27 protein-coding genes are annotated in these 22682 nt (G+C 37.3%); 20 read left to right on the top strand and 7 right to left on the bottom strand.

Annotation, left to right across the window (positions count from 1 at the left end; all coding sequences use genetic code 11):
* Positions 1–128: 128 nt before the first annotated feature.
* The 7 genes from CUN85_RS06505 to CUN85_RS06475 all read left to right on the top strand — a co-directional run bounded on the left by CUN85_RS06505 (position 129) and on the right by CUN85_RS06475 (position 5111).
* Positions 129–449, top strand: a complete 321-nt coding sequence (locus CUN85_RS06505) for a hypothetical protein (RefSeq protein WP_135389518.1) — start codon at positions 129–131, stop codon at positions 447–449.
* Positions 450–635: 186 nt separating this feature from the next.
* Entirely contained in the window at positions 636–935 is a 300-nt protein-coding gene (locus tag CUN85_RS06500; RefSeq protein ID WP_135389517.1) for a hypothetical protein, read from the top strand.
* A gap of 24 nt (positions 936–959) precedes the next feature.
* The gene (locus CUN85_RS06495) at positions 960–1634 is read left to right on the top strand and encodes a molybdopterin-dependent oxidoreductase (protein WP_135389516.1); all 675 of its coding nucleotides are present in this window, start codon (positions 960–962) and stop codon (positions 1632–1634) included.
* Between the two features lie 106 nt (positions 1635–1740).
* Positions 1741–2490 carry an ABC transporter ATP-binding protein gene (locus tag CUN85_RS06490; protein ID WP_135389515.1) on the top strand — a complete coding sequence of 250 codons (750 nt, stop codon included), beginning with the start codon at positions 1741–1743 and terminating at the stop codon, positions 2488–2490.
* 15 nt (positions 2491–2505) lie between these two features.
* Positions 2506–3180, top strand: a complete 675-nt coding sequence (locus tag CUN85_RS06485; protein WP_135389514.1) for a heme exporter protein CcmB — start codon at positions 2506–2508, stop codon at positions 3178–3180.
* Between the two features lie 65 nt (positions 3181–3245).
* The gene (locus CUN85_RS06480) at positions 3246–3956 is read left to right on the top strand and encodes a cytochrome c biogenesis protein (RefSeq protein WP_135389513.1); all 711 of its coding nucleotides are present in this window, start codon (positions 3246–3248) and stop codon (positions 3954–3956) included.
* Between the two features lie 60 nt (positions 3957–4016).
* Complete coding sequence (locus tag CUN85_RS06475; RefSeq protein ID WP_135389512.1) at positions 4017–5111, top strand: NADH:flavin oxidoreductase; 1095 nt, start codon at positions 4017–4019, stop codon at positions 5109–5111.
* On the opposite strand, the gene CUN85_RS06470 is transcribed toward CUN85_RS06475, so the two are convergent.
* A complete protein-coding gene (locus tag CUN85_RS06470; protein ID WP_135389511.1) occupies positions 5093–5770 on the bottom strand; it encodes an HAD family hydrolase in 678 nt (225 codons plus the stop codon). The genes CUN85_RS06475 and CUN85_RS06470 overlap by 19 nt on opposite strands.
* Positions 5771–5850: 80 nt before the next feature.
* On the opposite strand from CUN85_RS06470, the gene CUN85_RS06465 reads away from it, so the two are divergent.
* Together CUN85_RS06465 and CUN85_RS06460 are read left to right on the top strand one after the other, a co-directional pair.
* On the top strand, positions 5851–6513 hold the full coding sequence (locus CUN85_RS06465; protein WP_135389510.1) for a S4 domain-containing protein: 663 nt from the start codon (positions 5851–5853) through the stop codon (positions 6511–6513).
* A complete protein-coding gene (locus CUN85_RS06460) occupies positions 6494–7138 on the top strand; it encodes a DUF2119 domain-containing protein (protein ID WP_328591245.1) in 645 nt (214 codons plus the stop codon). The genes CUN85_RS06465 and CUN85_RS06460 overlap by 20 nt, the downstream gene beginning before the upstream one ends.
* Positions 7139–7525: 387 nt before the next feature.
* Here the strand turns inward: CUN85_RS06460 and thsA are convergent, their stop codons facing one another.
* Positions 7526–9157 (bottom strand): thermosome subunit alpha, encoded by a 1632-nt coding sequence (thsA, locus tag CUN85_RS06455; RefSeq protein ID WP_135389508.1) that lies wholly within the window; start codon positions 9155–9157, stop codon positions 7526–7528.
* 1025 nt (positions 9158–10182) lie between these two features.
* Here thsA and CUN85_RS06450 point away from each other — a divergent pair.
* Positions 10183–10599 (top strand): hypothetical protein, encoded by a 417-nt coding sequence (locus CUN85_RS06450; protein ID WP_135389507.1) that lies wholly within the window; start codon positions 10183–10185, stop codon positions 10597–10599.
* A gap of 28 nt (positions 10600–10627) precedes the next feature.
* The gene (locus CUN85_RS06445; RefSeq protein ID WP_135389506.1) at positions 10628–11245 is read left to right on the top strand and encodes a hypothetical protein; all 618 of its coding nucleotides are present in this window, start codon (positions 10628–10630) and stop codon (positions 11243–11245) included.
* 62 nt (positions 11246–11307) lie between these two features.
* Here CUN85_RS06445 and CUN85_RS06440 read toward each other — a convergent pair whose 3' ends face one another.
* Positions 11308–11556, bottom strand: a complete 249-nt coding sequence (locus CUN85_RS06440) for a hypothetical protein (RefSeq protein ID WP_135389505.1) — start codon at positions 11554–11556, stop codon at positions 11308–11310.
* 270 nt (positions 11557–11826) lie between these two features.
* A complete protein-coding gene (locus CUN85_RS06435) occupies positions 11827–12546 on the bottom strand; it encodes a M48 family metallopeptidase (RefSeq protein WP_135389504.1) in 720 nt (239 codons plus the stop codon).
* Between the two features lie 473 nt (positions 12547–13019).
* On the opposite strand from CUN85_RS06435, the gene CUN85_RS06430 reads away from it, so the two are divergent.
* The 3 genes from CUN85_RS06430 to CUN85_RS06420 all read left to right on the top strand — a co-directional run bounded on the left by CUN85_RS06430 (position 13020) and on the right by CUN85_RS06420 (position 15088).
* Positions 13020–13331, top strand: a complete 312-nt coding sequence (locus CUN85_RS06430; RefSeq protein WP_135389503.1) for a hypothetical protein — start codon at positions 13020–13022, stop codon at positions 13329–13331.
* A gap of 423 nt (positions 13332–13754) precedes the next feature.
* Positions 13755–14636: a hypothetical protein gene (locus tag CUN85_RS06425; protein WP_135389502.1), complete on the top strand. Its 882-nt coding sequence runs from the start codon at positions 13755–13757 to the stop codon at positions 14634–14636.
* Between the two features lie 158 nt (positions 14637–14794).
* The gene (locus CUN85_RS06420; protein WP_135389501.1) at positions 14795–15088 is read left to right on the top strand and encodes a hypothetical protein; all 294 of its coding nucleotides are present in this window, start codon (positions 14795–14797) and stop codon (positions 15086–15088) included.
* A gap of 208 nt (positions 15089–15296) precedes the next feature.
* Here the strand turns inward: CUN85_RS06420 and CUN85_RS13320 are convergent, their stop codons facing one another.
* Positions 15297–15443 (bottom strand): DUF1699 family protein, encoded by a 147-nt coding sequence (locus CUN85_RS13320; protein WP_235856231.1) that lies wholly within the window; start codon positions 15441–15443, stop codon positions 15297–15299.
* Positions 15444–15598: 155 nt separating this feature from the next.
* Between CUN85_RS13320 and CUN85_RS06410 the strand changes: the two genes are divergently transcribed.
* Positions 15599–16729: a transglutaminase-like domain-containing protein gene (locus CUN85_RS06410; protein WP_135389500.1), complete on the top strand. Its 1131-nt coding sequence runs from the start codon at positions 15599–15601 to the stop codon at positions 16727–16729.
* A gap of 75 nt (positions 16730–16804) precedes the next feature.
* A complete protein-coding gene (locus CUN85_RS06405; protein WP_135389499.1) occupies positions 16805–18295 on the top strand; it encodes a HEAT repeat domain-containing protein in 1491 nt (496 codons plus the stop codon).
* A gap of 296 nt (positions 18296–18591) precedes the next feature.
* Here CUN85_RS06405 and CUN85_RS06400 read toward each other — a convergent pair whose 3' ends face one another.
* Positions 18592–19029, bottom strand: a complete 438-nt coding sequence (locus CUN85_RS06400) for a ribonuclease III domain-containing protein (protein WP_167848816.1) — start codon at positions 19027–19029, stop codon at positions 18592–18594.
* 107 nt (positions 19030–19136) lie between these two features.
* On the opposite strand from CUN85_RS06400, the gene CUN85_RS06395 reads away from it, so the two are divergent.
* The gene (locus CUN85_RS06395) at positions 19137–19979 is read left to right on the top strand and encodes an HNH endonuclease (RefSeq protein WP_135389497.1); all 843 of its coding nucleotides are present in this window, start codon (positions 19137–19139) and stop codon (positions 19977–19979) included.
* 18 nt (positions 19980–19997) lie between these two features.
* Positions 19998–20717, top strand: a complete 720-nt coding sequence (locus CUN85_RS06390; RefSeq protein ID WP_135389496.1) for a hypothetical protein — start codon at positions 19998–20000, stop codon at positions 20715–20717.
* 52 nt (positions 20718–20769) lie between these two features.
* Here the strand turns inward: CUN85_RS06390 and CUN85_RS06385 are convergent, their stop codons facing one another.
* Positions 20770–21171, bottom strand: a complete 402-nt coding sequence (locus tag CUN85_RS06385; protein ID WP_135389495.1) for a DUF1699 family protein — start codon at positions 21169–21171, stop codon at positions 20770–20772.
* 508 nt (positions 21172–21679) lie between these two features.
* Between CUN85_RS06385 and CUN85_RS06380 the strand changes: the two genes are divergently transcribed.
* Together CUN85_RS06380 and CUN85_RS06375 are read left to right on the top strand one after the other, a co-directional pair.
* On the top strand, positions 21680–21928 hold the full coding sequence (locus CUN85_RS06380) for a hypothetical protein (RefSeq protein WP_135389494.1): 249 nt from the start codon (positions 21680–21682) through the stop codon (positions 21926–21928).
* The gene (locus CUN85_RS06375) at positions 21907–22623 is read left to right on the top strand and encodes a hypothetical protein (protein WP_135389493.1); all 717 of its coding nucleotides are present in this window, start codon (positions 21907–21909) and stop codon (positions 22621–22623) included. Before CUN85_RS06380 ends, CUN85_RS06375 begins: the two co-directional genes overlap by 22 nt.
* Positions 22624–22682 lie beyond the last annotated feature (59 nt).

Below are 22682 nucleotides of genomic sequence, written 5' to 3'. Positions count from 1 at the left end.
ATATTATGAACAAATATGCTCATCTATAAGAAAAGTTACACAGACTTTTTATATACGTGTTCATGTAATCTATTCGCTATAGTCGGATAAGGAGATATGTTTTGAGGGAAAATATGATTGGTTTGGTAATGGATATAAAAGTTCATGAGTTTCTTAATAAAGATACGTGGAACCTGCATTTTGCACTTCATGTCAACGACATGCTTGTTGGCGTATCATCAGCCAGTCCCGGCAGTTCAAGATATGACTATGAAACTGTGGTTGCTGCACTGCAGAGCCTGAAAAATGATTATTATCTGGCCATCGGATCCCCGATGAGATACTCAGAAGGGAAATTGGTCTATCTTCTTGCCGATCAGGGCAAAGGAAGATGTAAAAATGATATCATGGACATCGAAAGCGAGAACTATGCCCATGTTATCAATCCAACGGTGGCCCTATCACATTAATATAAATGTTGGCACGCAAAACCCCCCTCAGGTAAATGTACAATTCTGCCAAACAACTATATGTTTGTTTTCATGGTGCCAACATTTATATTTTATTTCAACATAGTTCTTAAATAAGATACAGCATTTAGGACAAGCTTTTTAATAATGCATCCATACTCTTATTAATAAAAGAGGAGTGGGAATATGTTAGAAAAAGACGACCTGGACGACATGATCATGGCAGCACCTTCTGAGCGCGAACGTGTTAAGATGGAGCATGAGTTCATGCATAAAGCGGCTTCACATCCTATTCGCAGGCAACTTGTCAAAAAAATAGGTGTATTCGGAGCAACAAAGGATGAGGTCCAGGGAGAGACAGGACTGGATGATAAGATTTTCAATTACCATACGGAATTCCTGATAAATGGTGATCTCCTGAATATTGTGAATGGTAAGTACTTCTTAACAGGGAAAGGGCTGGAAATGCTCTCGAACATCAGCTGACACTCATATTACAGAGGTCATGATATGTCCCAGAAAAGCAAGTTTCTTGGAACACTGATCGTTTTGTTCATTTTTCCAAGTTGCATATTCCTTTCAGGTTGCATATACGAAAGGGACACGCAAGAAACATATAACACCTCCCTTGAAGCGACTGAATACGAGGGAAAGCAACTCACACCTATTTCTGAGCAACGCAATAATGCGATAGAAGGGACCCAGTATATAGATCAGGATACATATGAGCTGCAGGTATATGGCATGGTCAACAGTTCCCTGGACCTGAGCTATGAACAGTTGGTCAACTATCCTTCCACCACCAGATTCACCAGGCTGGACTGCGTTGAAGGATGGGGTTTTGATGCCATATGGACAGGAGTGCCCCTTAGTTTGATCTTTGAAGAAGCACAGGTTTCCGATAATGCGACCAATGTCATATTCTATTGTGCTGACGGTTACTCCACATCACTTGAACTTGACTATATTGTTGAAAATGATATTATGCTGGCATATAAACTCAATAATGTGACCCTTCCTCCTGAAAGAGGATTTCCCGTACAACTTGTGGCCGAAGGGAAATACGGTTACAAATGGGCTAAATGGATAACAGCAATAGAGCTGACCGATGAGCCATATGAAGGTTACTGGGAAAGGGTGGGGTACAGTAATAATGCTGAAGTCGGCGGACCAGCTTTTGAGTGATGGTGAAGTAGTAAAGAATTTGCAACAACCAGATCTAGCTTGTTTTCAGTTAGTTTACTCAAAAATAACAAAACGTTAATTTATACTGACCGTGAATATGTAGCCGATGGATCCGATAATATCAGCACGTGGAATTCAAAGGAGTTTCGGGAAGCACAAGGCACTCCGAAATATCGATCTTGAGATTAAAAAGGGTGAGTCAGTTGCGATATTTGGTCCGAACGGAGCAGGGAAGACAACTCTTCTGAAAGTACTCTCAACTATAATAATGCCTACAAAGGGAAATGTTATTGTCAATGGCATCGACTTAAGAAGAGACTCTTCAAGTGTCCGGGAGCTAATAGGTGTAATATCACACCAGACATATCTTTACGATGGACTTACAGCAAGGGAGAACCTGAGATTCTTCGGGAAAATGTATGGCATGGAAAGGAGTCTGCTTGAGGAGCGTATCAGGGAACTTCTGGGACATGTGGGCCTTCTCGGGCGTGCTGATGACAGAGTTGGAGCCTTCTCCAGGGGAATGAAGCAGCGTCTTTCCATTGCAAGGGCATTGGTCCACAGGCCAGAGGTACTTTTTATGGATGAGCCTTATACAGGACTTGACCAGCGGTCTGCTAAGGCTTTTGAGAATGTTCTCAGGGCTCTGGATAAAGACAAAGTGACAAAGATCATGGTATCTCACAATATTGAGAGAGCGATGCAGTTATGTGATCGTTTGATTGTAATGGACAGGGGTGAGATCGTTTACGACCGCATGGCAAAAGAAATAGAAGGCAAGGAAGATTTCAAACTGGCATATTCTTCACTAATATGTATGGATACTGATGCTGAGGGAGTTTCAAACCTTTGGTGAAATGAGGTGTTACGTATGTTAAGAAGCCTCCACATAGCAGCAAAGGACCTGAGGACGGAATTCAGGACAAAGCAGATGCTTAACTCAATGGTAATCTTCTCAGTGCAGGTTATCGTTATTTTCAGCATTTCTTTCGGAGACCTGCTGGGGCAAAAAGACATTGTGGACAGGCTTGCCCCCGGAGTGCTGTGGATAGCCTTTATCTTTGCAGGGACACTCGGTCTCTCACGGTCTTTCGCATCAGAAATAGAGAACGGATGCCTGGAAGGACTGAAACTGTGCCCTGTTGACCGGGGTGCGATTTATACAGGTAAGACAATATCAAACTCACTGATAATGTTCGCGGTCGAGATACTGACGGTTCCCGTTCTCATTGTACTGTTCAACTATAATATCCAGAATGTAGCCGGTCTTGCACTGATAATAATTCTTGGTACATTGGGTTTTATTACAGTCGGTACCCTGCTCTCAGCACTTACTGTGAACACCCGTACAAGGGAGATCATGCTTCCTATATTACTCCTCCCGCTGGTTATACCTGTCATAATACCGGCTATAATGGCTACAGGAAAGATAATGGTGGAAGGGGATATCAGTGATATCTCTTCCGAACTCAGGTTGCTGATTGTGTACGATCTGATATTTTTTGCAGTTGGCCATCTTATATTCGAATATACTATTCAGGATTGAACAGAAATGTTCCTGCATGTTAAAAGCATTTAAATAAAAGTACCAGTAATGCCAGAGGAGACAGCATGTTCTTAGACAGTAAAAAAGAAAAGATGATTGCAGCCGTCACCGGAGTGGTGATGCTGCTTGCCATCTGGATGGTATTCTTCTACCTGCCGGAAATGAGAAGTGGCTCCGGTGAGATTCTTGACAGCAGTTTCAGGATTTTCTATTTCCACCTGCCCATAGCTTTTACATCCTATCTGGCTTTTTTTGTCGTATTTATCGCAAGCATATGCCAGCTCAGGCGGAGCAGCAGGAAATGGGACGTGGTCGCACTCTCGGCTGCAGAGGTCGGAGTGGTATTTGCTTTCCTTGTGCTTGTTACGGGTTCCATCTGGGCTAAGGCCACATGGGGATGGTACTGGATATGGGAACCCCGTTTGACAACATCCCTCGTGCTGCTACTCGTGTACCTTGCATACCTGATGCTTCGCCAGGCAGTTGAAGAACCTGAAAGCAGAGCAAGGATTGCTGCTGTGTTCGGCATCATAGGATTTGTTTCAGTACCTTTGAGCTTCCTTTCGGTAAGGCTATGGCGCTCGGCACATCCTCTCATGTTCGGAGGATCGACATATGGAAGTAGCGGCGGAGGTCTCGAGGGAACCAGCCTGCAGCTGACATTGCTTGTTAACCTGATAGCATTTGTCCTGCTTTTTGTCACTATGGTATTCTACAGGATACGCAACGAAGAGATGAAGGAAGAGATAGACCACATGCATATTTCCCGGTACTAGGCCGGGCACTTCAAGAGTCCTTCAAAAAAAGATATATGTCACCGGACTCAATATTAATTTATGTTATTCGAACCGATCTCAATATGTGGAATGGAAATTCCCAATCGTTTTGTACGTTCAGCGACCCATGAATGGATGGCTGAACCGGACGGCACTCCCACTGTAAGGATAGGGGATATTTATGAAGAACTTGCAAGGAACGGGACCGCGGTAATAATCACCGGCTACGCCTATGTGAATCCAATGGGAAAAAGCGACCACCTGCAACAGGGCATTTATGATGACAGGTTTGTGGAAGATTACAAAAGGATAGTGTCCAGGGTTCACAAATATAACAGCAAGATCGTTTTGCAGGTTGTTCACGGCGGACGGCAGACAATGTTGAGCCCGGAAATCCCCTATGCTCTTGCACCGTCAGCAGTCACTGAAAAGACAAAAGGCATGACCCCCGAGGAAATGAGTGAAAAAGAAGTTATGGGAACTATCGAGGACTTTGCCAATGCCGTCAGAAGGGGTAAAGAAGCGGGGTTCGATGCTGTCCAGTTGCATTGCGCTCATGGTTTCCTGCTGAGCAACTTCATATCGCCCTACACCAACCGCAGGAAGGACAGGTGGGGAGGAAATACTGAGAAACGTACCCAGGTGATCGTTGACATCCTTGATAGGGCCAGAGAAATGGTTGGAGAGGACTACCCGATCATGGTCAAACTCAACGCCACTGATGGTTTTCCGGAAGGTTCAAAGAAAGACACCCTGGATGCTCCCGAGTCCATAGAGATAGCAAAGATACTGGCCGGAAACAGAGTGTGTGCCATTGAGGTCAGCGGTGGTATTGCAGAAGCAGGTAACGAGTTGTTCAGAACCAATGTCGACTCACAGGAAAAGGAAGCTTACTATAAGCATTACTCGAAGATGATAAAAGAGGCAGTGGACGTACCTGTGATCCTTGTGGGAGGGATAAGGTCAAAGGCCGTGATGGAAATGCTGCTTGAAGGGGGATATACAGACATGATCTCTCTGTCCCGGCCCTTTATTGCCGAACCTGACCTCGTAGCGAAGATAAGGAAAGGGGAAACTGAGGTTTTGAAATGTGTTTCATGTAACCTCTGCTCTGACAGCAGTGGTATAAAGTGCAATTATGACTTTGGCACCTGAGGACATCCTGTGGAGTGAGGGCCGAGCTGGAACAGATAGTCTGCCAGCTCCCTGTAATCTTTCAGGACAAGGTCGGCACTTTTAAGTTTTTCAGGATCTAGATAGGTGGGAACTGCTATACAGTAAAGTCCTGCCTTGCGGGCGGACTCTACACCCATGGGAGCATTTTCCACAACAATACATTCGTCCTTATCTATACCGAGCATTCCCACTGCCTGCAGATATGGTTCCGGGTCGGGCTTCCCGCGTTTTACGTCATCGCCTGTGACTATTACCTCGAAGATTTCCGGGAACTCCTTCCCGATGATATCATAAACGATAGGCTTGTCCGAACCAGATACTACAGAGAGGCGGAACCTGGACCTGATCGAGCCAAGGCATTGCCTGACTTCCTCAAAGACCTGCAGCTCTGCTATCCTGTTGAATTCCTGGATATATCTCTCAACTATATCAGGGACATCATATGCTGAGATGTTACCGGTTTCCTTCTCAAGCAGGAAGGTGATTATATCGGCTGTCCTTTCTCCTTCCCTCTCAAAAATGTCCTTTTTATCCATCTTCACGCCGATCCGGTCGAATATGTTCTTCACGGCCTGGGCATGATAGGACATTGAATCTACAAGCACGCCATCCATGTCAAATATTATAGCTTTTAACAAATGTTCTTCCCCTTATCACTGATACAGCATCTTTTTACATGGTCATGATATAAATACTAAAGTCTCATACAAAGAACATCATGAGACTGGATGCATACCTTGTAGAGATGGGCTGTTTCAAGTCCAGGGGACGGGCAAAGAATGCCATACACAATGGGAACGTAAAGGTTAGCGGAACTATTATCAGAAAACCTTCAAAGGATATCAGTGCGGAGGATCAGATAGAAGTTGAAGAAGGGCTCGATATGCCTAGGGGATACTTTAAACTCCGGCATATACAGGATGCAACATGTCTGATCACTGAAAACGACAGTGTCCTTGACATCGGTTCAAGTGCAGGCGGATTTCTGCTTTTTGCCTCAGAGATAGCTTCAAAGGTCAGGGGTGTGGAGTATAGCAAGGATTTCCGGTCCGAACTTGGAAATATAGCACATGAAAAAGAGAATGTTTCAGTGATCTTTGCCGATGCTTTCAGGTCACCGCTTAAGAATATCTCACTTGAACAGGTACATGTGTTGCTCATTGACATGACGCTTGAGCCTCTTGATTCGGTCCAGGCCCTGGAGAGAATGTTGCCCCTGCTGAAAGTAGGCGGAAAGTTTCTGCTGGTCATAAAGATCGAGGATTGTGAGAACCGCAAGACAGTACTTGCACGCATAGGAACCGGCAGTGTCAGGATACTTGAGGTGATCGAACCTGAGCAGATGGAGATCTATGTGATAGGTGAGAAAACAGAAGGGTGAATTGTTCCTGAGGATCATAATGTCATACAAGATACAGGGAAAGGGAAGACCGGTCCGGCTTTTTGTAGCCGGACTTCACGGGAATGAATGGAAGGACACAACAGATATCCTTGAGAACATGGGCGCTCCTGAAAAGGGCACTCTTGCAACCATTCCACTGGTTAGTAAAGGGAATTATATCTCTACACTGGATGATAATTACTTTACGGAGGCCGGTCAGGTAATAATCGATACAGTGGAGGAGCTAAGGCCGGAAGTATATATCGAGTTGCACTCCTATTCTGCCGAAAATCTTGAAAAGCTCACAGGGTCCGAAAGGCTCGAACGTACAGGCGTGCCTGCTTTCAGTCAACTGGACCATGGTGTCCTTCTTGGATCGGTTGCTCCCTCCATCCGCAGGAAATATTTTCCCCCGGAAGCTCTCTGCCTGACATTTGAGATACAGAAAGAGAACTCTCTTTCAAAACAGTATGCAAGCAAAATGATTAACAGGATGAAGGAATTCACATCCAGGGATGAGTTCCTCAAATGTATGCTCAGGAGATATCCTGAACAGGCAAGGAAAGCCATTGAGGACTATAAGAAATTCTATGGATTTTCCGATGACGGAAATCTTATCCTATGATCATATAGATCCGGAAAAAGTATAATAGAATGCTGCGCAGGAAAAGACAACTGTTCCATGGCAGAACTTCAGACCACTCCATGATAACTGAAGAGGGAGTAATATGCAAGCATTGCAACGGCAAGGGTTGTCAGCATCGTGGCAAAGTTCGTGATATCTCTCTTGTTATGGTAGTGTTCTATCATGATTTATCATGTTATACTACCAATCAAAACTATTTAAAAGTTTCGTAGATTTATCACGATTAATCATATTCATTCCTGCAACTTTACTTTAATACTTTTATAAAACATGAAGCTTCTGGGGATGTTCCAGGAACAGATCACGCTGTGTGACCCAATATATTATCTTAGATTAAAAAAAGAAGAAAAGAGGTTCTTACCCTCTTTACATCATACCTGACATATCGTAATTGTGGATGTTATGTTCAGGAGCTACATCCATCATGGCCTGTTCCCTGGCACGAAGCATGTCATCGACACGCAGGATCATGACGGCTACTTCAGCAGCAGATTTGATTGCCTGTGTCTTTACTCTCAGAGGATCGACTACACCTTTCTCAAGCATGTTGTCAACTTCGGCAGTCTCAACGTTAAGACCTCCGTATTTCACAGTGTCGTGTTTGGCACGCAGATTAAGCAGTGTATCAATAGTATCGAAACCACAGTTATCCGCAATAGCCCTTGGGATCTCTTCGACAGCGGATGCAAATGCATTGATGGCCATCTGTTCGCGTCCTCCGATGGTCGAAGCGTATGCACGCAGCTTCTGTGCGACCTCTATCTCCGAGGCTCCGCCACCAGCTACTATCATCTCATCCTCGAACACGGATTTTACTACATGGAGGGCGTCATCGAAGACACGTTCGACATTATCTGTAACATGTTCTGAACCGCCCTTGATAAGGATGGTCATTGTCCTTGAATGCTTGAAGCCTTTAATATAGGTCTTCTCTTCGTGAAGGTCTTCCTGTTCAACAAGTTCTGCGAAACCGAGGTCCTCTGATGATATATCATGCACGTTCCTTACAAGTGCAGCACCGGTGGAGTAAGAAAGCGCTTCCATGTCCTCATCCTTGACACGTCTGGTGGCATACACGCCGGCTTCCTTGAAGAAGTGCAGTGCGTAATCATCCATGTTCTTGGAGCAGAATACGACGTTGGCACCAGTGTCAATGATCATCTGGACGACCTTTCTGAAATTGGTCTTTTCCTGTTCCTTGAATTCGAAGAGTTGTTCAGCCCTGTCCACATGCAGCTTTGACTTTGTGGCAGTCTTGCTGAATGTTAGTTCTGTATCGATCAGTGCTATCTTCGCATTCTCTATCCTGTGAGGCATCTCCAGGTGGAGGGCTTCCTTTCTGATAGCAATACCGTTTATTAGCTTGGTATCATCGATGGTGCCGCCAATTTCCTTTGTGATCACTATATCGTCGTCGACATTGACCTGGCCCTCGTTCTCAATGGCATATACGGCATCCACACATATCTTTGCAAGGTGGGCACTTGACATTTCAGATGCCTTGCCGGTGATTGAGGTCAATGCTATCTTCTCTAGCATCTCTCTGTCATCTTTCTTGACCGGGATAGCATACTCTTCCAGCACCTGAAGAGCTTTTTCTGTTGCCATGCCGAACCCTTTGATAATGATAGTCGGATGGATGCCCTGTATCATCATTTCCTGAGCCTTCTCAAGTAGTGCGCCAGCCATTACCACCGCACTGGTCGTGCCGTCACCGGCTGTTTTTTCCTGGGTTTTGGCTATTTCCACGACCATTTTTGCAGTGGGGTGCTCTATGTCCATCTCCTCGAGGATAGTTGCGCCATCGTTAGTAAGAGTGATATCCCCCATGATGTTAACAAGCATCTTGTCCATTCCTTTGGGACCAAGGGTTGATCTTACTATCTTTGCAACTGCCTGTGCTGATGCAATATTAACTGATAATGCATCTTTTCCAGTAGTGTGTTCTTTACTTGGATCTATAATTACTACGGGCTGACCGCCATATTGTCCTGCCATGCTTCCGGACCTCCAATAAACCAAATTGATGTAAACGTAATTACATTAAGTATGAGTGAAACTAACTGTGAGTGGTTCTATAAAAGGGTTTCGAGTATATGCTCCAATTACCGGGATTCAAAACATTTAACATATAAAGAATCATTAAGTTGGTTCTTTCTAAGAAGATAGATTTGAAGTTATTTAACATTTGGCATTTTTACATTTGTTTAAATATACGATGTGACTATATCATATAAGTCTTTCTCAAAAACAAGCTCTACTGCTATTGATTCTAATCGAAAGATATTTGAGATTTGAATCCCTTGTACATATCGCAGTGATGCATTCGGGAGTCATTAATTATGCTTCACTGCCTACCCATATTATTCAAAATACTAAAAACAAAACACCAAGAATAATGCATATAATCCCAACTGCTAACGGTAGCCAATATGTGATAACATTGTTTGATTTTTGTGGTTGTTGTTGATACGGATACCGGACACTCTGCGCAACCATCCCTGCGAATACTTCTCTATCCTTGCGCTGTTTGTTTTCCATTTTCGCTTTTGTAACAATTGAATCCATGAAACGCTTAAATAGACTTAGGAATAACAGAACTGAAAGAATTTTATACCACGGATATTCTGGATGGAACATGAAAACAAAACTGGGCCCTGTAGAAATCCTCAAAATTCAAGCGATTATCTAAGTCAATATAAATTCTATATGTCGTTTAGAATAGTGTTTATTTTTGCAGGATTATGGATACAAATAGTGATTCCAAGAGGTTTTCTACAGAGCCTCTTTTTCTTCAAATGTCAGAGAGAACTACTACAGGTGTGCAAGATGCAGAAAAAGAAAGCATAAAGTTGTTCCTAAATAATGCGGCTGCTAATTGTAAGATGAAATTAATTCTCTAGATGATAGATTATTGACTCAGATGTGAACAAAGGTTTATTAGATATATCTGCTAATAATAATTTTGTTGGTTTACAATAATATATCTGATAATCTAGTTTGATAATAGCTAGGGGTACAACATGGCATATGATATGAATGAAAAGGCACAGAAAGTTCTATTTGACGAAGTAAATAAAATTAAAGAGAAAAGGTTGAATGCTGAAAGGGATGAAATAATTAAAGTTCGGAAAGAAGCTTTCCGTGTTGATAGGCTATTATCCGTGATAAGTGCAGGAAATTTATTTGCAATGTTGCTATTAGGAATCTATCTGTTGATTGGCAACGTTGTATTACTTATTTTAAGCATTCTATTATCTGGTGTTGCTGCGTTTGTTGCTATATCAAAGTTGGATGCAGATTTGGACTACAAAGAAATGCTTAAAGAATATAAGGTGATGCCATACGGAAGATATAAATTTTTTAGGATAGTAAACGTATTGCCTTTACTGATATCTTCATTCTTAGGTATCTTATATATGGGTATATATTACCCATGATAACTTCAGCAGGATTAAGGTGGTAAAAATGGGATTTTTTGGATTAAAAAAGAAGGATGCTGATGATGAAGCTAGAGAGATTGAACTAAAAATAATAGAATATATGGAAGAACTTTCATCAAAACATCCGTTATTCGTTGCTAATGCTTTGAAAAAGTGTGTATCAAATATGGGATTTGCAGACGATATTGGATTTATTAAGTTAGCATCAAATTCTCAATCAAATTTGTATTACACAGGGGATATATTGCTAATCTCAAGTAAACGTGATTTAGATATTGGCGAAATATTAGAACATGGTTTTTTTACAGAAAGCGGTTATCTTGAATTATACAGTGAGCTAAAATCATTTAACAGAGAAGGTTACTTAAATGTATTCTCTTTAAACTATAAAGAAGATTTTATCATCCTTCCTACTGATGTTACAGGGATATTATTGAAAGTTATTCCTTTTTATGAAGATGAATGGTATGATTTATTTGAGAAATCAGTTAATGATTATAGTTCTTTAAGGGAAAGTATCGAAGATAGTATCGAATTCTATGAAAATTTAGAGGATGAGGGGGATAAACAGAATATCCAAGAAGTCCTGAGTTCAAGAATAAAAGTCCTTGATGAAAAAGAGGAAAAACAAATAATAATTTAACAATGAATACTGTTACTTAAATAAATATAGAAAGTGAAAAGATTCCATATCATACTTCAAACTTATTCTTCTGAACTTTGATTTAACCAATCATTTACAGATTTTCTAACTTTAGTATTTGTAGTATACATATACACTGAAGTGAGTCCAATTACAACAGTGGCAACTGTTGCAGGTAGTTGTCCTATTATAATTTCAGCTACCTTGTAAACCAGGAAAATCATAAACATTGCAATTACTATTAATTTTCCTGCATTAATAATGTCATTACCTGTTTTTTCAAAATCATTAGTCATTTCAATACCATTCAATTATTCATTTCAGGTATATAAACAGTACGACTTAATAATGATTTTTCAGACTATGATTGAACATACTTATTAATATTCCCTTTGTTTTTTAGTATGAATAATTCACTCCATATTTCCATACAACACAACGTATAAACTGTTGCATTTCCAAAAATGAAGAAAATTACAAGCATTATTTTTCGCTATGTGAAGCCTTTCATCTACTCCGATTAGTTGTTGTATTTTTGATATAAAGCTATAAATAACGTTTCAATACAAGTAAGAAAACAATCAGACATCCAGAACCTTACCATTCACCCTCAACCATTCCTTCCTTTTTTCATAATCTGGTAGGATGGTCTTAATGGAATCCCAATATTCCTTAGCATGGTGCTTATACTTCATGTGGCATAACTCATGAACAATCACATAATCAATGATGGATGTCTTTGCCATTACAATTCGCCAGTTGAAGCGCAACTGATTGGTCTTGGAACAGTTTCCCCATTTGCCTTTCAAACCCTGTATCTTAATTAATGCTGGTTCATTATCGAAATACTTCAGATATCGTTTTACCCTTTCGTGGATTACTTGCTCCGCCTTCTGCTGATAATACTCAAGGAACAGAGGGCGCAAATAGTTTCGATATTCTGATTCAGGAAGATTTTCCGGTACTGTGGCAATGAACCGACCATTTCGGAACTTTAAATTTGCCGCTTCGCCTTCACTCACCTTCAGTCTGTATCTCCTACCCCGTAGCAGATATTTCTCTCCACTGACAAACTCTTTATTGGATTCATGGAGTATGACATCATCCATTCTATCCATGTTGTTGATAATCCACTTTGCTTTCCTGAATAGATTGGCAGTAAGAGTATCATCTGTCATTCCATGTGGAGCTTTCACTGTAAGATGCTTGTTATGGTTTATGGTAAGTTCAATGGTCTTTTTCCGACCTGTGAAAATTAACTCATAAGGTACTATCGTATTTCCAATCTGAATCGAATGCATTATAAGATGTTCCTAGTAAGGTGGAGTATGTTGTTTACGATGATACTTCTTGATTATTTAGACTTTTATTTTTATGTTTTCTAATATTTCGACATAATGGAAATATTATTCATTAAACATAGTATTTACGTCAATCAACGAATGTCATATCGGCAACTCAGCATCTACAAATAAATTAATGTAGCTATTAAAATATTATTGACTGTATTCATATTATATAATTTTATCCGTATGCAAAAAATACAATGTTGCTATATTATTTAATTCTCTTCATATGAAAAATATAAAGTGAGAGTATTTTATTTAAACTTGTCCATAAATAATAATTTTATTTTTGTAGTAATACAATACGGCTGCGCCATTATAACCATTAATAGTTACAATTAGTTTTATATACCAGTAATTTTACTTAGGGACTTGAATACAAGTAAGTTATTCAATAAATGAGTTAAAATATCAAAGGAGTAATTAAAATGTCTGAAATAACAGAAGCAGAAAAACAAGAACTGATTAAGAGACTTGATACTGATGGAATTAAAGAAGCTATTCGTGAGATGATTGTAGATAGCAGTGATTTCAAAACTGAACTTAAAATGATAATATGGGAAAATGGAAACTATGACCTTGCAAACGATAATACATACGGTGATGGTAATGTTTTCGGAGATTGTCTCCCAATTATTGTAGAAAATGGTGACTATAATGAAGAAGCAATTGTTGAAACGGTTTTCAATAGGATGTTTAATGAATGGATTGAGGATTTAAACCACCGCATAGCTCGATAGTATCTTTTTGATACTTTCAAACCTTCTATGAAATTAATTATCTGAATGATAGCAAGGGAAGAATCAACAAGAGAAGACAGAACAACATTGAAAACAAAATTTAATTAATTACGTTTGTTGGTGATGTTGTTATTCTCGATGCAGAAGAATAGTATGGTATTGAGGACTCTGTTTTCTGTAGAGTTGAAGCAGATTCAGACTTAATACCTTTTTTTAATACACCGATTGTTGATTACGTTGAAAGATTACTAGATGCGTCTCTTTTTAGATACATATGGAGAATTAAAAATACATGAATAATATCTTTTGATACTATGTATCCTTCTACAAATTTAATTGTTTATTCTTATATCATCATGAATTAACATCGCATTAAAGAAACATTTAGAAAAACTGATATATCCTATTCGATAATGCCAATATATGCGATTACCTAATAAATTTCCAGAATTTGTTGATATCGTAAGTAGCACTTACCCTAAACCATCAATAATATCCTCAGAAGATGAACTATGGAAACGTTTTTTCTGGGCAGTTTTGATTAACAAAAATAGAGCAGAAGCTGAAGTGAATTATGTTTATTCGATATTGTATGAATGTGGTCTTGCAGACAGATATTCCTTAAACAGTGATTGGGCCGAATATGCGGTTGATTGTCTTAATGAAGCGGAAGATAAAGTTGAGGAACCAAACGTTATTGGAAAAATAGGTGCAATCCGCAAAGTTAAATCCGATATCGGAAACATTTTTGATACTCTGATAAATGCAGATTACATTTTTAACGAAATGGGAATCTCTGTTGAATATTTACAAAAAATTGCTTTTGATTTAGATGCAGAGAAAAACTTAGTTGCACAAATTGCATCAAATGATGTAAGTACAGAAGCTCGGTACTCAAAAAGGTCTTCCCATAGATACAAGATAGTAGGAGTTGCATATACAAAAGCGTTGATGTGGTTACATGGTTGTGGAGTCGCATTGGAATTAATACCAAATAATAGTCATTCTATAAGGTTCTTACAAGAATGTGACAGTTCATTCGATAATGACGATTTTTATGTTGTTAATAGTAAATTTAAGAAAATATGCGAAAAATATGATTTGGACATACATTATGCAGGACTTTCTCTGTGGTACTATGAGTCAACAAAGAGTCTTATCTCAAAGAAAGATAAAAGAGAACGATTCAATCCCGGAATGTTGATTCGTATCATGAAAGAAAACGATATTGACATGGATGATTTAGGCTACTATTTGACGGATATTGATTACGTTAACAAACTGAAAGATATTTTAAATTCATGATTTCAATGGTTTTGAACATAGGAATATGGACTATTCTGGCACCCACTGCGGTAAAAGAAATCAATATTTTATATCAAATAATTAATGATTAAACAATACCAATTTTTACTTAAAATTTTTAGAACATAATATATATTTTAAAACCATTCAAACATTCGATGAAACTTAAAACACCAATCCCAAAGGGAGTCATTGCGTTAGTCAGTGTATTACCTGCACTGAATAAGAATGCAGACCTACAATCAATCCATGCTGTTTTGGTAGAAATTATACAATTTGGAGAAAGTGTCTCATCTAATGGAAAAGATGCTAAAAATTTCTATGATAGTTCTACAAAAGAGTTTGATGTTGATAGCATATTTGGAAAATGGGCCGAATCTAAGCTTTCGGACACATCTCGCAAAATTGCAAGAGAAGTCTGTTTAATAATAAAAAGAGAAATGTTTGAGTAAATATTGAGTGGTATTAACCAAGATACTTATTCAACATAAACTTTCATTTTTTTCAAGCAGAAGCCTTACAAGTGCTACTATTTGCTTTCACTCATTTTCTTCTATAGTATGTTGCAGGTTAATGGATAGAAAAGAATGGAGGTATTCGATAACCCAACGAATACTCGTCACTTTCTGTTTTTAAGCAGGAACTTTATTAAATCCGTGCTCATATGCGGCTCCCTTTCCATCTTAGCTGAAATCTTTTTATCTGAAAGCCATCTGCTCTGTACTGGTCAATACGCTTATATGCGCTATACGAAACCTCAGAGTACTCATTAATGTCTTTCCTGTGACTCCATACATCATCTTCGATGACTGATATTTTCTGTATTTCTTGCTTAACTACTATTGCTTCGACAAAACAAATGATGATATCATACCAAAATCACCAATTCATATATACGTCTTATAATAAATAATACAAAACACATATAAATGGTGGAGGTTTACTAACAAAGGTGAAGTAATTTGAGAAAGTCTTTAATTCATTTCTTTGATACTCATCAACTGAATGTTACTAATGAAGATGTTATAGCGTCCAAACCATATTCTTCACAATTAAAGGGTAAGAATAACATTCAAACCATTACGAACATTCTGGAATGGCAAGAAAACAATATAGAATATTGGTTTGAAAGAGCTGAATCTTCGATGCTCATTTATATTGCTACCATTTATATTGCTGTATCATTACTGATGTTTTTTATGTTAGGCATGGGCTTAAATGCTCCACAGACACTCATTTATTTTATAGCAAGTGTTTTCATAATAACAATTATTTACCTCTTGATTCCTAACAAGATAGTTATTACAGTATTTTTTGTACTTTACGCAATAGCATTTTTATACATTCTAAACTCACATGGGATAAAAATACCACTTATTTATTTTGTATTTGGAGGCATAATTGGAATTATTATCGGAGCACTGGTAGAGAAATTTTTTATATACGCCCATTATTTCCATAAGAAATCTCTTCCTTCCAGTTTACGACGTATCTTTGAAATGCTTGAATTAACTTTAGAAATAAAACTCCCCCTCTCAAAATTATTAGATTATAAAACTGCAATATGTCGTGATTATGCAATATTAAGTGCTGTGTTTTTAATTAACTCAAAAACTGAACCTTATTATGTACTTATACGTAAACACGTCGCTACTGCTGTGAAGATAAATGACTATTTTTATGTAATTGACCAGCAACTACCTTTAAGGCAATTGGATAAGTGGTTGGCAGATAATAAGAAAAGTAACTGCAGGTTGTACAAAGTTCATTTTAAAGATGATGCAGATAAAGCAAATGTAGAATTTATACAAAAGTACAGTAGAAAAAATAAAAAATCATGCCCTCCAAACATACAGAAAATCGAGCATGATGTAAATCAACACTTTACGGCAAAAGATGGTAGTTGTCATGAATCCTTTAAGATACATATCAATAAAAAAGCAGTTTATTTTTATGATGAAGTTACTCATTTATCCGTTGTAAGGATGATTATTAAAGAAATTGAAAAGCAATTCTGTAATAACGTAAGCCAAATTTCAAGAGTTGAAATTAAAGAGGAAAATGAAGGTTTAATTGTAGATGTATATTATTGATAATCACATTGCTTTGTTGATATTGGTTCCTTTTAAAGCAGTAAAGTACTGTTTTGAAGGCGGGAGAGGTTTTCTATGGCTTCTAATCAGGACATTGAATCTTTAATGAATAAACAAGACTATCAAGGTATTCTGGATATTTTGAAAGATGAGAAGCTTCAAAATAAAATGTTGTTTCAGGTAGAAACATCAATCACACAAATAATAGATTTAGTGGAAACAGATTTTATCATCAAAAATCTTACAGGTCAAAATGATAAAATAAAACAAGCCATTTTATATTCACTCTTAGAAGGAAATAGGAATATTGAAAATGAAGAAGCCTTGATTCCCGTATTTCTTGACTTTTTAAATGATAAAAATGAATTACTTGTGGCATATTCAGCATCATTGCTTGGTGCATTCAATGAGGAAGATGTTATTGATTCATTAATTAAATTGTTAAATCACAGATATTTTGATGCTCGAAGTTGTGCCGCAATATCACTCGAACGAATAGGTGATACCAGAGCAATTAAACCATTGATAACACGCATTCATAAAGAAAGACAAGATGAAGTAAAAGACTGTATAATAGAAGCATTAAAATCATTCAATAATGACTATGCTAATGCAGAAATTGAAAAATATATTGATAGTATCACTCCTTTGCATCTTAGAGAAGTTACAAAAACATTTAGATTATATGATAAATCAAAACCAGTTGAACTTTACACAAAATCCTTTAAAGATGAAAATGAAGAAGTGAGAAAATATGCATCGTTTAAATTTGTAAATGATATATGCGATGAAAGAACAAAAGATGATTTAATTAATTCAATAATTAATGATTCATCTCATATTGTTAAATATAATTGTGCATTAGCACTTGCAAGAATTTTAGCAAAAAATCATGAAACAGAAATAGAAAATTTTCTAATCGAATGTTTTGATAGTGAAGATGAAGAAATTGTCAAAAGTGGAATAATTGGTTTTCGTAGCTGTTTAACAGAAAAATCAACTAATGCACTTATTGATTTATTATTTGGTGAAAAGAATTATTGTCATAATAATGTATTATACACATTGTATGAAAATGGGTATTTCTATGATGTAAGCAATTTTGATATGTTTGTAAAGATGTTATATGAAGGCAAAAGTGGAGGATATGCAATAATTGGCATATCTCTTGTTAAAAATAAAAAAGCAATAGCACCTTTAATATTTGCTTTAAATAATGATTCTATAGGTAACAGAGAATTAGCATCTGAGGCACTTGGGGAAATTGGAGAAGTTGCAATTGAGCCTTTAATTGAAGTTTTAGAAGATAAAAATACGTTCAAAAAGAAAAAACTTTTAAGGGCAACAGCAAAGGCATTATGCAATATTAAAAGTCCAAAAACAACTGATGCTCTTATTAAAATGACTTCAATAAAAGATGTGTATGTTAGAGTCGATGCATGTATAGCATTAGGGAAAAGAAAAAATTCAAAATCTATCGCAGCTCTAAAAGAATGTAGTTTTGATGAGCATGTTAAAGTACAAGATACTGCAGAAAAGTCACTACGAAAATTAGGTGTAAAATAATTTCCTTCATATAACTGTTTTACAAACGGAACGTATAGGTTTGGCGAACTGATAGAAACTTACGTTAAAAACTTAATATCTCCTAAGTTAATTTTGGAGATTATGGGCTCTGTAGAAAACCTTTTGGAATCACTATTTGTACCCATAATCCTGCAAAAATAAACACTGTTCTAAACAACATATAGAATTTATGTTGACTTAGACAATCGCTTGAATTTTGAGGATTTCTACAGAGCCAGATTATGACAAAGGTTTATTGGATGAATTAAACCATAGCAGACAGTTTTTATCTTGATTCATAAATTGTTATTCAGAATATACTTTTCAGCGAGCCTTTTTGCAGTCTGAAGACCTTTTGTAAGATACACAGCACCGAAAAGAGCTTCAAGTGCCTCAGCATTGGCTGTAATATTATGGGATTTTAATGCAGGATTACCAACTCGCATATAGTTAAAAACATTGAGGTTGATAGCAATTTTTGAATAATTATTATTTGATTCAATTCTGCTACTTGCCATTGTTAATATACCTTTACAATCATATGGATTTTTCAGGTAAAGGTGTTCACGTATAATCTGCTTCAGAACAGCATCTCCAAGGAAAGCTAACCTTTGGTTGCCTTGCGAACCGTAGGTACTGTGGGTGAGTGCAATCTTATATAAATCCAGTTCTTCATCTGTAAATTCTGATTCATCTTCCAGAAATCTGTGCATGAATTCGATTACTTTTTCCATATATGTCACCATGAAGGAAGTTGTGATTAATTAATACACTTCAGAAAATCTTAATTATAAAAATATTTAACCAATGGTATTATTGTTTTCTTTAAAGAGGTACTTTCATGAATTACTGGCGAATGTCATTTAGAATATACAGGAATAATAAGCCTATCGAGGTGTGGGAGCAATGTAAGAAACAGGGAATTGCTGCTATGGGATATTATGATGCTGATGGTATACCTATTGTAGGTGATTGTTCAAAATTCAGTGAAGAAATGTTTGATGCTATATGGAGAGCATCAAGCATAAATTCTCCATCTGCTCAAAGTAGTCTCAAACATGTTGCATATCATATGAAAAAGGGTGACATAATCTATGTCAAACAGGGAACTGAAATTGTTGGCAAAGGTAAGATTACTAGAGGGTATAAGTATAAACCAGATATTGTGAAACAAGATAGTGTTAGCTGGGAACACTATTTAAAAGTTGATTGGGATGAAAACTTCAAACCATTTACACTTGACCTTGGTGCCAATCAACATATTGTATTGAAACTCGATTCTGAACGTATCCATAAAATTCATAAAGCGGAGTATGATACGAATTTTGTTCATGATAACATAGATGAAATAATGAGTGCAGAGGAGGGTAAAAAATACATTACTGAAGCCATCTTCAGGCGTAGAAACAGCAAACTCATTAAGCAGAAGAAGGCAAACTCAGATTGCCGATGTGAAGCATGTGGAATGCGCTATGAAGAGGTTTACGGTGAAATCGGGAAGGACTACATCATTGCACATCATCTGGAGCCAATTGGTGACAGAGATGAAAATACCAAGACGAGACTTGATGATATTGCTCTTGTCTGCTCAAATTGTCACGATATGCTTCATAGGACAAATCCACCAATGAGTGTACAAGACTTAAAAATAATATTAACTGATAAGCAGGTGAATAATACTTGATTTTAAATCGGTGATATCATGGCAGAAGCAATGACTGTAGAAACTATTATTCAAGCTTATTGGGATATAAAGGGTTACTGGACCAAAATGAGAGTTCCAATTAAAGTTGGTGGGTGGACTGATATTGATGTTGTTGCATATAATCCAATGAAAAAAGAACTTGTTCTTGCAGAGTCGAAAGTCCGAAGCACAAAGCATACAATAAGAGCATATACTGAAGAATTAGCAGATAGTGGTGTGAATTTCCTTGATTTCGATAGAAAATATGGAAAATCCTACAAAACGACAGGTAAACTATACTATTTGTCTTTTATTGAAAAAATTGATAATGATTTTTTAGATTTAGTTTTCGATAAATTGGGCATACCTAAGGATGATATAAAGATATCCATCCACTTTGTGAGTAACTATTATGTCAAGGAAGCTTTACTGGAATCTGCTCAAAATGAAATAAGAGACGAGATTAATAAGCACATTAGCAGCCCATACTTTGTAGACAGGGTACTAGTACAGACTACCTTTGATGTGCTGTGCGATATCATATCTGAAGAGGAGAAAAGTATCGTCGGAAGAAGATATGGACATCCTGTTCTTGATATTGCAAGAGAAATCAATCGATATATGCATCCCGATATCCATTTAATAAATTCGAGAGAAGTAGCATATAAGCCAAGATGTAAAGAGGAAATTAAGAAATGTTTAAGAGATAGGATATCAAAATCCTTTGGAAATCTTTGATATTAGTGAATGCGAAAAGGTCAAGGGTATTCGAAACCCCAACATAAACCAATTACTTTCGATTTTTCAGGATAAAACGAATCAAGTCCGGGCCCATGTTCACTTGTTGCACCATCCTTGCTTCAATCTCTTCATCAGATAGTCCTTCTCCCCTGTACTGCTCTATGAGTTCATAGACAGCCGGAGATATCTCTGAATACTCATTTATGTCCCGGCGATGGCCCCATACATCACCTTCCACGAGAGCGATTCCCTGCATATTAAGAAACATCTTAGTGGACTTGGAAATTGTCTTCTTGTAGGATGGTGGGACCTGTAGCGCTTTCACTTTTGGGCATTTTGAGACCAAGGAAAAAATGTCAGTATTTGATGGCCTGAATGCAATATGGATTATCTGTTCATTCTGTCCAAGGGTATCGATTTCCTGTTTTGAACTTACTACTCTGATTTTCATTTTTATATATCTCCAATGTTTTTACAATTAATTTTAACGCTGTTACGTTTCTAAATTATTTATGTGTTCTGTATATACAGTTGTGACTATAAAGTAAAAATGAATCTAGGTAGGGTTAGCATGAAAATACCATCTCCTGATGGAAACTGCTGTTTAAAATAATCTATAATACAAACAAGAGCTTACAAAAGAGTGTACGAAATGTGGCAGGTAAAATTTAACAATTGGCACATATGCTAATGAAACTAAATAGGTGTTCGATGACTTCGAACACCTGCCAGTTTATACAATATGTTGAAAATCTTTATTTATTAACAAATTTATAAATTAGTTCATGAAAAACAATGTCTTGAAAAAGGCACTCACTAAAGTCAAATCACTTACATGTCGAAGACTTCTTTTGTATCTTACATTGTTCATGTTAATATCCTTCACATCTTATGTTTTCTACTTAAGCTATCTGTATATCGATTACAATTTTGTCCAAAAAGAAAAAATCGAATTATATTTGGATGACACAAGTAAAGAGCTGGTAGAGAATTCAGCGAATGATACTGAATTGATAGAGAATATTGTTCAATGGGAAAGAGAATATTACTGCTCACCCACTACAAATTCATTTGACACCTTTGATTCTCTTCATGAGATTCCTCTCAGGAGTACTCGCCTGACCCTCTATGGAGTCTATATCTCAAAAAGGCTTCCTGTTGAGAATTTGCATGTGTTTTTGAAGATATGGCAAACAGGACAGGATTGACTTCACGGAGTGTATTCACAGTTGGCTTTTTAAATCCACATAAAATGAATGGCAATAATCATGGCTGGTCTGAAGTTCAATTGGATAATGGTAATTGGGTAATTGGTGATGCTGGTTTCGGTTTAGCTCCCCCTGAAGATAATCAATCATTTTTTTATTCAGAAAGGGACTTATTGCTGGGTCCTATTTATTTTGTTGAAAACGACACTTATATCGATAATATGGAACTGTACGTTCCAAATACACAAAAAATTACTATCCATACCACAAAGATGGGTGAAGACTTTAATGATGGATTAATCTACGTTTTACTACATTATAAAGATAAATCTAGAGGCATGTGGCTACCCTATCAAACAAATGAATCTGGATTGGCTGAAGTGAACCTTGGTATTTATGATGGAGTTACATATACTATTGGCGTAATGAATCCAGTAGCCACTGATTATGCTGAAAGTGAAATATCATTAGGTCATGATTCAAATGTCGCATCAATTAAATTAGATGACTGGAAATTCTCCAAGGTGGTTATTAATGGTGTTCTTGTAGTGCTATGGTGTATAGTTTACATTGGAATTATAATAAATGATAGACCATCAGAATTTACAAAAATGGGAAATAAAGTAGGTGGAAAGCTCATGGAGAACAGATATATGAATCAGCAAATTCAAAGACGGTTCAGGAAGAAACATTGAATAACATTCGATATTATTGTTAATATTAAATTATGTTTTAGCCGTATAATTCAAAGGTG

It is taken from the genome of Methanolobus halotolerans (genome assembly GCF_004745425.1).
GTDB classification, from domain to species: Archaea; Halobacteriota; Methanosarcinia; order Methanosarcinales; family Methanosarcinaceae; genus Methanolobus; species Methanolobus halotolerans.
This window is presented reverse-complemented; position numbering and strand designations above follow the sequence as displayed.